The organism is Pseudomonas sp. AC169 (genome assembly GCF_979258515.1).
Genome location: NZ_OZ409866.1, coordinates 85,996 through 98,395 on the forward strand (window position 1 = coordinate 85,996; position 12,400 = coordinate 98,395).

The 12,400-nt window shown below is 58.0% G+C and carries 8 protein-coding genes and 1 pseudogene; 3 read left to right on the plus strand and 6 right to left on the minus strand.

Annotated elements, in window-relative coordinates; all coding sequences use genetic code 11:
* Positions 1-11: 11 nt before the first annotated feature.
* The 3 genes from ACZZ0G_RS00450 to ggt all read right to left on the minus strand — a co-directional run bounded on the left by ACZZ0G_RS00450 (position 12) and on the right by ggt (position 3,550).
* Complete coding sequence (locus ACZZ0G_RS00450; RefSeq protein ID WP_463554915.1) at positions 12-1,025, minus strand: lysozyme inhibitor LprI family protein; 1,014 nt, start codon at positions 1,023-1,025, stop codon at positions 12-14.
* Positions 1,026-1,223: 198 nt separating this feature from the next.
* A complete protein-coding gene (locus ACZZ0G_RS00455) occupies positions 1,224-1,757 on the minus strand; it encodes a cysteine hydrolase family protein (RefSeq protein ID WP_463554916.1) in 534 nt (177 codons plus the stop codon).
* Positions 1,758-1,822: 65 nt separating this feature from the next.
* The gene (gene ggt, locus ACZZ0G_RS00460) at positions 1,823-3,550 is read right to left on the minus strand and encodes a gamma-glutamyltransferase (protein WP_463554917.1); all 1,728 of its coding nucleotides are present in this window, start codon (positions 3,548-3,550) and stop codon (positions 1,823-1,825) included.
* Positions 3,551-3,703: 153 nt separating this feature from the next.
* Between ggt and ACZZ0G_RS00465 the strand changes: the two genes are divergently transcribed.
* Positions 3,704-4,219, plus strand: coding sequence for a methylated-DNA--[protein]-cysteine S-methyltransferase (locus ACZZ0G_RS00465; protein ID WP_463558807.1), 516 nt, complete (start codon positions 3,704-3,706; stop codon positions 4,217-4,219).
* Position 4,220: 1 nt separating this feature from the next.
* Here ACZZ0G_RS00465 and ACZZ0G_RS00470 read toward each other — a convergent pair whose 3' ends face one another.
* Complete coding sequence (locus tag ACZZ0G_RS00470) at positions 4,221-4,811, minus strand: NUDIX domain-containing protein (RefSeq protein WP_038365153.1); 591 nt, start codon at positions 4,809-4,811, stop codon at positions 4,221-4,223.
* Positions 4,812-5,003: 192 nt separating this feature from the next.
* On the opposite strand from ACZZ0G_RS00470, the gene ACZZ0G_RS00475 reads away from it, so the two are divergent.
* Positions 5,004-9,812 (plus strand): RHS repeat-associated core domain-containing protein, encoded by a 4,809-nt coding sequence (locus ACZZ0G_RS00475; protein ID WP_463554918.1) that lies wholly within the window; start codon positions 5,004-5,006, stop codon positions 9,810-9,812.
* On the plus strand, positions 9,809-10,237 hold the full coding sequence (locus ACZZ0G_RS00480) for a DUF6896 domain-containing protein (RefSeq protein ID WP_463554919.1): 429 nt from the start codon (positions 9,809-9,811) through the stop codon (positions 10,235-10,237). Before ACZZ0G_RS00475 ends, ACZZ0G_RS00480 begins: the two co-directional genes overlap by 4 nt.
* 277 nt (positions 10,238-10,514) lie before the next feature.
* On the opposite strand, the pseudogene ACZZ0G_RS00485 reads toward ACZZ0G_RS00480, so the two are convergent.
* Together ACZZ0G_RS00485 and ACZZ0G_RS00490 are read right to left on the minus strand one after the other, a co-directional pair.
* Positions 10,515-11,516, minus strand: a pseudogene (locus ACZZ0G_RS00485) (chitinase); the annotation flags it as partial.
* 43 nt (positions 11,517-11,559) lie between these two features.
* Positions 11,560-12,201, minus strand: a complete 642-nt coding sequence (locus ACZZ0G_RS00490) for a lytic polysaccharide monooxygenase auxiliary activity family 9 protein (RefSeq protein ID WP_463554920.1) — start codon at positions 12,199-12,201, stop codon at positions 11,560-11,562.
* Positions 12,202-12,400 lie beyond the last annotated feature (199 nt).

A 12,400-nucleotide genomic window follows, 5' to 3' on the forward strand; every position in this document is an offset into this window, starting at 1 on the left:
GGAATTTGCAATCAGGGCATGGAATCCAGTGGGATCGAGCGATTTCCATTTGTGCGTTGGTACCAGGCTTGCAGAACATCGGGCAGCCGCCCTTTCCATTTCGCTGCGTTGGTGTAATAGCGCGCCCGCTGATGACCTTGCTCATCGTAGGTCAGCAGGATGATCCAGAAACGCTGGTCGGTTGTGCTCATGATGATGCCCGTGCCACCCAGGCCACGCATCCACATTTCCACCACCTGACTGCCCGGCACGTCGGCTGAAGGATCACCGACTTGCAAGGTGCCCGAAAGCTCAACGAGTCTTTCATAATCGTCCTTGAGCAATCCATGCAAGGCCTGGTTCTCCTCAGGCGTTCGCGCCAAGCCAAGGCTGAGCATGTCGTAATCAAGTGTCAACGGTTGTTCCGAGGCAACAAAAGTGCCGGCGTAATACACGCCCATCCCTCCACCACAATCGGCATCTGCGCCGACTTGCGAGATATTCAGAACACCATTTATCGGGGTGAAAGTTAACGCGCACTCACCTTCGGCGTAGTGCGCTTCTTTGCCTGCAAATACGGCGACACCCTCAAGATTTCCCGAGTTGGCGCCCTCTCCCGCTGCAATATCAAAAATGATGTGCGCCGCATCGCGACGATGCGTTGTCACCGTTGCGGCCGTTGAAGTACTCGGCGGAATGAGCTGCCAGGTGGCGTCCCAACTGAAGGGCTGGGTAGCGTGCTCAAGTTCGGCCAGACGCATCAGATACTGGCGGCGCAAGCAAGGCGTCAGGCCACCACATCCGTTGCGATTTTTCAGCCATTGCCGCTGGTCTGTCTTGAGGGCTTTGGGATCGGGGACATTGGCCAGCGTCGAGAGCCAGAGCCTGCCTAGCTTCTCGTCGAGCTGCGAAATCTGCGGATCACCGCAAATGGCTTTTTCAGTTTTGCTGGCAGCGCTGGCGCAATCGAAACTGCTGGCGTGGGTAACAGAGGCAACTGCAAGGGACATCAGCAGCAAGGCATGACGCAGGGAGATCGCGAACATCGAGAGATTCCATTCTTCGGATGGCGCGCAGTATGCCAGTGCTGCCAGCGGAAATCCCTGATGGTCATAGCAATCAGGGTTCTTCAATCACTGTGGGAGCGAGCCTGCTCGCGAAAGCGGTGGATCAGCCACTATCAATGTCGACTGACACACTGCCTTCGCGAGCAGGCTCGCTCCCACAGGGTTTTGTGTGGGTTGTCAGAACATGATGTCAGCGGCGGGTTTGACGTCGATGCGCGCCACGGAGCCAGTCAGATGCGCCAGATCCTTGTTGTGCTCGGCGATGATGTCTTCGGCGCTCATGTTGCCGTTGTCGACAGTGGAATGCGCGTCGGCCACAAGCACTACGTCATATCCCAATTGATGGGCCTGACGCACGGTGGCGTTGACGCAGTAATCGGTTTGCAGGCCGCAGATGACCAGTTTTTCGAAATCTTCGCTCGGCAGCAGTTTGCGCAAGTCTGTCTGGTAGAACGAATCCGGGGTGGTTTTGCGCACCCGCAGATCTTTCGGCGATGTCGCAAGCCCTTCGGCCAGTTGCCAGCCTTCGCCACCATGAGCCAACGGGCTGTCCTTCTCTTCGTGCTGAATCAGCACCACTGGCACGCCAGCCTTGCGCGCGCGGGCGCTTAAACCGTTGATGGATTCAATTACGCGATGAATGTCATGACACTGATATTCGCCCGAGCAGAGGGCGCGCTGGACGTCGATGATCAGTAATGCGGTGGTCATGATGAGCCTTCCTTGATCAGTCCTTGAGACGGGGCGGACCTGAGCCCGCCCCCTTTTTACGCCCCTCAGTAACCCAGTGACAAGCCCGTGTTGCGGCGTGGATCGTTGGCGCCGTAGAAACGGTTTTTGCCAACTGGCTTACCGCCCAGCGACGGTGCGCCGACCAGAATCGCGGCGATGTGGTTGGCGTCCTGCGGCCCGGCGAACTTGTGCCCCCAGATCTCAAGAATTTTCTTCGTGTCAGGGCTGGCGGCGAAGTCTTCGAGGTTGGTTTCCTCCGGCATCCACTGCTGATGGAAACGTGGCGCATCGACCGCTTCCTGCAGGCCCATGCCGTAGTCAATGACGTTAAGCATGGTCAGCAAAGTCGCCGTGATAATGCGGCTGCCACCCGGTGTGCCGACCACCATCACCACTTTGCCGTCCTTGGTGACAATGGTCGGGCTCATCGACGACAACGGTGCCTTGCCCGGTGCAATGGCATTGGCTTCGCCCTGCACCAGCCCGTACATGTTCGGCACGCCGACCTTGGAGGTGAAGTCGTCCATTTCATCGTTGAGGATCACCCCGGTCTTGCTCGCCATCACGCCCGCGCCGAACCAGTCGTTGAGGGTGTAGGTGACCGACACCGCATTGCCCCACTTGTCGACGATCGAATAGTGGGTGGTGTTGCTGCCTTCATGGGGCGCTACGCCGGGTTTCAGCTCAGCCGACACGCCAGCTTTTTGCGGCTGGATGGCGTCGCGCAGTTTGGTCGCGTAGTTCTTGTCCAGCAGGTGCTCGATCGGGTTTTTGACGAAATCCGGATCGCCCAGGTAGCTGTTGCGATCGACATAGGCATGGCGCATCGCTTCGATCTGGTAGTGCATGCCCTGGGCAGAATGGAAGCCCAGGTCCTTCATCGGATAGCCTTCGAGGATGTTCATGATCTGGCAGATCACCACACCACCTGAACTGGGCGGTGGCGCCGAGACCACGTGGTAACCACGGTAATCGCACTCTACCGGTGCCAGTTCGCGGGTCTTGTATTTGTCGAGGTCGGCCTGGGTGATGATGCCTTTATTGGCCTGACTCGAGGTGACGATTGCATCCGCGACCCAACCTTTATAGAAGCCGTCAGCGCCTTTTTCGGAAATGGTCCGCAGGGTTTTGCCGAGATCCTTCTGCACCAGTTTCTGCCCGACCTGCATCGGCTCGCCGTTGTGCAGGAAAATCGAGCCGGAATCGCGCATGTCCTTCTTGAACACGTCGGTGGCGTACTCCAGCAACTCGACGTCACCCTGCTCCAGTGCGAAGCCGTCTTCCGCCAGTTTGATCGCCGGGGCTATCATCTCCTTGCGCGGCCTGGTCCCGTATTTGCTCAGCGCCAGTTCCATGCCCGAGACCGTGCCGGGCACACCCACTGCCAAGTGACCGCGCGTACTCAAGTCGGGAATCACGTTGCCTTCCTTGTCGAGGTACATGTTGGCGGTCGCCGCCAGTGGTGCTTTTTCACGGAAATCGAGGAAGGTCTTGCGCCCGTCCGCCAGTTGAATGGTCATGAAGCCGCCACCACCGAGGTTGCCTGCTGCGGGATAAACCACCGCCAGCGCATAACCCACGGCGACCGCTGCATCGACGGCGTTACCGCCACTTTTCAATACGTCGACGCCCACATGGGTCGCCAGATGTTGCGCGGTGACCACCATGCCGTTTTCGGCGGCAACCGGTGCGACTGACGCCGCGTGTGCCATGAGACAGCTGAGTGCCAGTGAGGTCGCTATCAGCGATTTGGCCAAAGGTTCGTACTTCATGAGTCGATCTCTTTTTTTGTTTTAGGGTCTGTGCAAAACAGAAGGGGAACGCTTCAGGAGCAACAAGCAGTATGGTCGGCTTTGCGTATTGCGCCTCCTCGCTCAGGCAGTATGCTGGGCGCTGTTGCCGTCCTGATCAGGAGCCTGCCCGCCATGCCTTACACGTTCATCACCCTGCCCTCGCCCGTCGGCGAGCTGAAGCTGGTCGCGAACGGCTCACGACTGGCGGCCATCCTCTGGGAAAACGACAAACCGAACCGCGTTCGCCTCGGAACGATGAGTGAGGCACCCGACAATCCGATCCTGATTCGAACCGCTCGACAACTTGAAGAATATTTTTCCGGGACGCGTGACTGTTTTGATCTGGAACTGGATTTCACTGGCACCGACTTTCAGAAAAAGGTCTGGGCGGCGCTGCTGACCATTCCATTTGGCGAGACGCGCACCTACAGCCAGATTGCCGAGCAGATAGGCAATCCCAGCGCCGTACGGGCAGTGGGCGCAGCGAACGGACGCAACCCGATTTCCATCGTCGCGCCGTGCCATCGGGTGATTGGCGCGTCGGGAAAGCTGACCGGTTTTGCCGGAGGACTTGAGGCGAAAGAACGCTTGCTGACGCTGGAGGGTGGTCAGTGGTCGCAGATTGGTAAAACCGGAGAGCTGTTCTGACTCAAGCGCCGAACAGATTATTCATCGCCGCATACTGCAACAGCATGATGGTCTTGGCGTCACAGATCTCACCGCGCTGAAACGCTGCCAACGCGTCATCGAATCGCCACTCCAGCACTTCCAGTTCTTCGGTCTCCTCTTCCAGACCGCCACCGTCGCTAACCTTCGATGCGGCGTCGTATTCGGCAATGAAAAAATGCAGCTTCTCGGTCACCGAGCCGGGACTCATGTAGGCCTCGAACACCTTCTTCACATCGTGCACGCGATAACCGGTTTCTTCCTCGGCTTCATCGCGAATCCGCTGTTCCGGCGCAGCGCCTTCGAGCAAGCCGGCAGCCACTTCAATCAACAACCCATCATGGCCATTGACGAACACCGGCAAACGAAACTGCCGGGTCAGTACCACCGTGCGCTGTTCACGGTTGAACAACAAAATCGCTGCACCGTTACCGCGGTCGTAGACCTCACGGGTCTGACGCTGCCACTCACCGTTGTTGCGGTGATAGTCGAAAGTGATTTTCTTCAGCAGATACCAGTCATGGGACAACACTTGAGTATCGACGATGTTGACCCGCTCGGCTGTGTTGGACATGACGCTTGATCCTTTTCATTGAAGGCCCCTGGGTAGGTAAAAGCCCTTTTTTGTGAACGAAAAAACGAAACCCTATACCGCCCCACAAACTATGTCGAAACATCCTACAGACATCGCCTACTCGCCCGACTTCTTTCCTGATTGATCCCCCGCAAAGTCCCCGCACCTTTTTGATGTGCGCGAGAACTGCGAATGCTTCCAACCGATCAGCTGCTGGCCCTGAACAACAGCATCGGCCTGCTCGTTGTTGCTGCTTTGAATCCCGATGAGCCGGACTTCGAAAATCTGATTCGCGAATTCCGCCTGTGCCTGAACCACTACGACGCCTGGGCCGAGCAGTTCTGGACAGGCACCGCGCTGGATGTCGAACAGGTGTTCACCGTCGGCAACGACGTGCGCCTCAGCGCGCCGATCAAGTCGCGCCAACCGCTCAGCTCATCGGTGGTCATGTGCTCGGCCAGTGGGACCCTGACGCTGGTGCATATGTTCGAGGCCGCGCGGTTTGTGCCGATTGGCAACACCCCGGTAACCCTCGAACCGGTGCTTGCCGATGTCGGCGGTGAGCTGACTTTCGGCGAAGCGCTGCATTACACCATCGGCCCCAGCGGCATTCTGCAGGTGACCGATTGCGATCGGGGCCAGCGTTATCGCATCACCTTCTTTCCCGATGTGTCCACCGACCATGTGCGTGCTTTGTATGCCTCTTATGAGGGTGTCATTGCAGGCCTGGAAGGCTGGCTGCGCGCTGAGTGGACAGGGTTTCAACCACAGTGGAAGGAGTTTTCCAGCGCCGGGTTTCTTGACCGTTACGGGCAGTTGCAACAGGCCGACTGGCGTGGATTCGAGAAAGCCCTGAATGGCGTTTGGGATGACATCAAACAGGTATTCGCCCTCCTCGCCGACCTGCAGGCCAACAGTGAAAAATTGCTGGAATACATCAGCGAGGCCGAGCTTGAGGCGTTGTTGAATGCTTCCAGCGACGCCATTGCCAACGGTCTGCTGATCCTCAGTGACGAACCGCTGCTGTTCATTCATCTGGCCGCGTTTACCAGTTGGTTGAAGATGCTGCCGCCGCAATACCTGGCCGAAGTGGTGGCCGAGGTGCGGGTCGAACTGCTGATCAGTTTTCTGTTGATGGGGATGTCGGGGGGCGTCGGCGTGCCGGTGCGCTTGAGCAGCAAAGTGCTGGCGAAGATCAAGTCGCCGCGGGCTCGGGAGTGGTTGGCGGCTTCGGCGTTGCGACTGGCTGAGCTGACGTCCTCGGCGGATTTGACGCGGCATGCCGGCGTTTTGAAGCCGCTGATGCTCAATGTGCGTGACGTTGAGTTGAAACCGACACCGTCGATACCGCTGAACATTCGTCAGGCCGATTCGTTGGTGTTGACGGTGACGAATCCGGCGCCTGTTGTGCGGGACAAGTCTGGCGGTTCGAGCCGGATCGAGCGGCATGAGCCGCATGACGATGCCTCGGATCAGGCGAAAAACCCCAACGGTGAGAGCGCCGATTGCGTGCCGCGCACCTGCACCAACGGTTGCCCGGTGTCGATGGTCACCGGTGAAGAACTGCTGACCCTGAGCGATGCCGTGCTCGATGGGGTGTTGCCGTTTGAGTTCACCCGGTTGTATCGCTCGAGCGCCGTCGAGATTGATGTTGGGTTGGGGTTTGGCTGGAGCCATTCGCTGGCGCATCGGCTGGAGTTTGCCGGGGACGAGGTGGTCTGGGTTGACCACGAGAACCGGCGAACACGGTTTCCGTTGCCGAGCGTTGAACGACCCGCGATTCACAACAGCCTGTCGCGGGCGGCGATCTTTCTGGGCGACGAGCCGGAGGAGCTGATCCTCGCATTGGCCGGGGAAACGGCGCGCTTTTATCACTTTCGTGCAGGACGGCTGACGGCGATCAGCGATGCCTATGGCAATCGTCTGACGGTGCAGCGCGATCGGTCTGACCGGGTGCAGCGACTGGACAACGGTGCCGGGCGTTCGTTGTTGTTGCGCTATGACCGGGCGCAGTTGCTCGGCGTGGATTACCAGGTGTTTCGCGACGGGGCTTGGGGCACCGAACAAGCGCTGGTCAGTTACCGCTACGACGCCTATCAGCACCTGATCGAAGCCACCAACGCCGTCGGTGACAGCGAGCGTTACGACTACGACGACGCCCACGTAATTCTGCAGCGGCAACTGGCCGGCGGCGCGAGTTTTTTCTGGGAGTGGGAGCGTACAGGCAAGGCTGCGCGGTGCGTGCGCCACTGGGCGTCGTTCTCGCAGATGGACACGCGCTACGTCTGGAATGACGACGGCAGCGTGGCGGTGCATTACGTCGATGGCACCGAAGAAACGTACGTCCACGACGAGCGTGCGCGGCTGGTGCGCAAGGTCGAGGCCGACGGTGGCGAGCAGCTCAAGGCGTATGACGATGCCGGGCGCTTGATCGCCGAGCAGCATGCCTTGGGCGCGGTCACCGAATACCGCTACGACGAGGTCGGACGGCTGATCGCGCTGATTCCTGCTGTTGATGCGCCCACGTCCTACGAGTATCGCAACGGTTTCCTGCACAAACGTTCTCGCGGCGACGCGGTGTGGATCTACCGGCGCAATGCCGAGGGTGATGTCACCGAAGCGGTCGACCCCGATGGACAGGTCACCCATTACTACTACGACACCCGGGGCCAGTTGCTGTCGATCCGCTACCCGGACAGCAGTCGGCATCGGCTGGTCTGGAATGCCCTTGGCCAGTTGACCGAGGAAACGCTGCCCGACGGTGGCGTGCGGCGCTTTTCCTACGACTCGCTGGGACGGCGGACGACGACTGCAGACGAACACGGAGCAGTCACGCGTCAGCATTGGGATGCCGTTGGCCGACTGATCCAGACGACATCTCCGACCGGCAATACCCGCGCCTACAGCTACGGCGCCTACGGCCAGGTCACCGCCGAGCGCGATGAACTGGGACGCATCACCCGCTACGAATACGACGATGACCTGCACCTGGTCTCGCGGCGGATCAACCCTGATGGCACGCGGGTGCAGTACCGCTACGACCATGCGCAACTGCTGCTTACCGAGATCGAAAACGAATCGGGGGAAAAGTACCGGCTCGATTACACGCCGACCGGGCTGATTCGTCAGGAAAGCGGTTTTGACGGCCGCCGCACCGCATACGCCTATGACCTCAACGGGCATCTGCTGGAAAAGACCGAGTTCGGGGGTGACGGCTCTTGTTTGCTCACCGCGTATGAGCGCGATGCCGCTGGCCGCCTGTTGGTCAAAACCCTGCCCGACGGCATCAAGGTCACCTACCAATACGATCGCCTCGGCCGACTGATCGGTGTCGATGACGGCCAGCAACACCCGCTGGCCTTCGAATACGACCGCCAGGATCGCTTGATCACCGAGCATCAAGGTTGGGGCACCCTGCGCTACCGCTACGACGCCTGCGGCCAGCTCAAACGCCTGCGCCTACCGGACAACAGCCATCTCGATTATCACCACGCCAAGGGTGGCGCGCTGAGCGGGATTGACCTCAACGGCACGCCGCTGACCCGTCACGTCCACCAGTCCGGTCGCGAGTTGCAACGCCAGCAAGGTCTGCTGCTCAGCGAATATACCTACGACGATCAAGGCCGATTACTCGCCCACGCCGTAGGCCATCAGCGCGATTCGCTGTACCGCCGCGATTATGCCTACAGCGCAAACGGCAATCTCGCCCACATCGCCTACAGCGCAAACGGCAATCTCGCCCACATCGCCGACAGCCGCCACGGCCAGCGCACTTACGGCTACGACGCCCTCGACCGGCTGATCCGCGTAAGCCACTCCCGCGACGAACTGCCGGAAAGCTTCGCCCACGACCCGGCCGGCAACCTGCTGATGCAGGACCGCCCCGGCCCGAGCCAGATCAAGGGCAACCGCCTGCTGATGCAGGGCGACCGCCACTATGACTACGACGCCTTCGGCAACCTGATCCGCGAACGTCGCGGCCGCGCACAAACCCTCGTCACCGAATACCGCTACGACTGCCAACACCGCCTGATCGGCCTGACCCGCCCCGACGGCCAGACCGCCTCTTACAAGTACGACGCCTTCGGCCGACGCATCAGCAAAACCGTCAACGGCGAGACCACCGAATTCTTCTGGCAAGGCGATCACCTCGTCGCCGAAAGCAGCGAACACGAATACCGCAGCTACGTCTACGAACCCGGCACCTTCCGCCCGCTGGCGCTGCTCGACGGCAAAGGCCCGAAAAAAGCCTGCCCGTTCTACTACCAACTCGACCACCTCGGCACCCCGCAAGAACTCACCGACTACAGCGGCGACATCGTCTGGTCCGCTCAATACGACGCCTACGGCAAAGTCGCCGCACTGACCCTGGCCGGCGACGACTACCTGAACCAGCCGCTGCGTTTCCAAGGGCAGTATTTCGATGCGGAGAGTGGCCTGCATTACAACCGGCATCGGTATTACGACCCGAGGTTGGGGCGGTATCTGACACCGGATCCGATCAAGTTGACCGGTGGGTTGAATCAGTACCAGTACGTGCCGAATCCGACGGGGTGGGTGGATCCGTTGGGGCTGAACTCCAACTGCCCGCCGCCGAATAAGCCTGGGTGTGAGGTGCCGGGTGGAAGTGAGGGGATTACGGTTGATGAAGGAGAGCCGAAACTACCAAACATTGCTCACAATATAGATCCAAAAACCTTGAAGCGAATACATACAATAGAGGGAAAGACCTCAACCAAGAAAGTCGAGGATTATAAAAATAAAATGCGCAACGGATACGATCCAGAAGATTCCATTGATGTCATAGAACATGACGGCAACCTATATATTCTGGACGGACACCATCGCGCAGCAGCTGCACGGCAAACTTCGACTAATGTGACAATCAAACTCATAACCGATCTCAAAGCGTATAACGGAGCGCTAAGAAGCATTGAAGATATATTAGAGTCAGCAAACAATGTGGGCCTGGACAGACTGGAGCACCGGAGAAGAAGATGAGCGATCAAAATGAAACTTTGGATATCCTGATAAATGACTTCATCTCCATGGTGGAGTCCAGCACGCTGATATTTGAGCGCAAATTTGGCACTCGAGACATTCGAAGGCTTTGGTACAGCAAGGTAATAAAGCGACGCGGGAGAGTCACTCGAGGCGTTAAATATGAATTGCATGGTATTGGCTGCCTCATCAATTTATCGACAGGAAGCGTAGATTTTGACTATGGCCCTAACGGTGAAATCAACGGGTTTGATACTCGGCGCTTATACTACTTTGCCCGTGAAAGACCCTCTAAACATAGAAAATATTGCGATGAAGAAACCATTAAAAAAGAACTCAAAGAATATATAGAGCTAAAAAAAATCAAAAAAATGTCAGCCATAAGCAACCTGTATGTATTGACTGATTCAAAAGAAACCGATTAAAAACGACCACCAAAAGGGCCTGTTGAGTCAGGCCCTGAAAAACCAAATACATACTCTCAACTCACTACAAAAAACCGTCACAGCTCATACGCATGCCCCTCATACTCTTATCTGCCTCATCCGCATCATTCAACGGCACCGTCGCGTCGTCCATCAATGAGCCGGATCCTCATTCCCCCCGGGTCATTGATGAACGGTAATTCACTCGTGTCTTTTTCGCCTAGCGAGCGATAAGCGATTGCATGTCATCGACAACCTGCCCTGCGGCAGGAACCCCGTGAATCAACGGCCCATAACGCCGGCTGAATTCCCAGTTGTACGGCACGCCATCCTTGCTGCTGCCGTTGTCCCAATTCACCGACCAGGTCATCAAGCCTTTGATCGGCAGCCCCTTGATCGCCAGACGCTTGAGGGCATTCCCGACCACGGTTTTGTCGATCACATAACCGGTGGCCGCCGCATCGTTGTTGGCCGGTAGTCCGATGACGAACTTGTCCGCAGGGATCCGGGTGAAGCCACGCGTGCCGGTCACCAGACTCTCGGTCAGGTAATAAAGGAAATCCTCCTTCAGCGCATCATTGTTCTGCGCAATCCACGCCCCCGCGCCGTTGTTGGCTTCCGGTACCCAGACCCCGTCGCCACCCTGGTTATAGAACTGCGGGGCGATAAAGTCGTAGTAGCCTTCCAGCGCCTGCAGGTAGCTCAGGTATTTGCCGGTGCTGGTCAGATAAGGAAACTCTGGGGCCATGCTGATGATGAAATGCTTGCCCTGGCCTGCGTAGTGATCCTTGACCAGTTTCAGTGCGGCCGGCAGGACGGTATTGTTGGCAGCGAAATCAATCGCGCTCTGTTCAAGATCGATGTCCAGCCCGTCGAAACCGTAAGTTTCCACCAGTCGGATGATTTCATTGGCCAGCGGTTGTTCCTGACCGCTGCGCAGCTCGATGTGCGCATCGGCACCGCCGAGGGAAATCAGCACCGCCCGCCCCTGACTGTTGAGCACGCCGACCTGACGGCGGAACTCGGCATCGGAAACGTTGAATGGCTTGAAGGTCGGAATGCCGCTGCCCTTCATGAAGGCCACCGCAACCACGTTGTACTCCTTGGGCACCTCCTCCAGCGTGAGGCTGGCGAAGCGGCCCTGGCGATAACCGTCGCTCGGGCCCGCCGGCCAGTTGTGCCAGAAGCCCATGAGGATCTTTTTACCGGCAATACTCGGCATCAGCGAGGCAGCATCGCTCGCAGCGTTTTGTACTAAAGAGAAATCGATTTTTGACATGTTCTAATCCTTCAGAACGTGTGGGTTTGGCGACGCAGCGCCGTTATTTGAAGTCGACGTCGAAGGCCTGATAGAAGGCGTTGCCGGTGTTGGCGACGATCCACATCAGCACGATGACGTGATGACCTTTTTTGTTGGCTGGCAGTTCTACCGCGTGATTGACCTTGGCCTTCATTTCCGCCGAGTGGCTGTAATAAGGCACCTGAGTGTAGAAGTCCTCGAAGAACGGTTGGGCTTCCAGTTGCGCACGAGTGATGCGCTGTTTCGGATCCCAGCCATCCTTGGTGATCAGCCAGCGGTAACCACGGGTGGTGTGCGGCGCGGTGTAGTCCCATTTGATTTCTAGGGTCTGCCCCGGGGTGACATTGAGCAGCGGCCAGGTGAATGGACGGGCGAGCTTCTTGCTCATTTCGTCATTGGTGAAATTCACACAGTCGCGGGCATCGGTCTTGCCACCGCTGAGAATGTAGCCGTCGGCCGGTGGCGTGACACTGTCCGAGTCGCTCTGGTAAGGCGCCGGAAATGGCCCCGCCACCAGCGCCGGGAAGTTCTTGCCGCCTTCCATTTCGTTGACCTGCCAGGCTTCGAGCAATCCTTGCTCGATCGCTACCGCACCGCGGCTTACAGGGGAAATGACACGACCGTGTCGCAGTTGAGTTTGTGCTTGTGGTTGTGGTTGATTCATGTTTTTCACTCCGTTGATTTAAGAACTCTCCTTTCCGAGGAGAGGCCTTCAAGCTAACGGAGACGGATTTTTTGTCCATCGGCGGTTTTGTCGCATTCAACTGCTTTAAAACCTGAAAACACTGCAAATACTGGATGTATATACAGCCTTTTGCGATAACACCCACCCTAAATGACGCCAAAGGATTACATGCCAATGC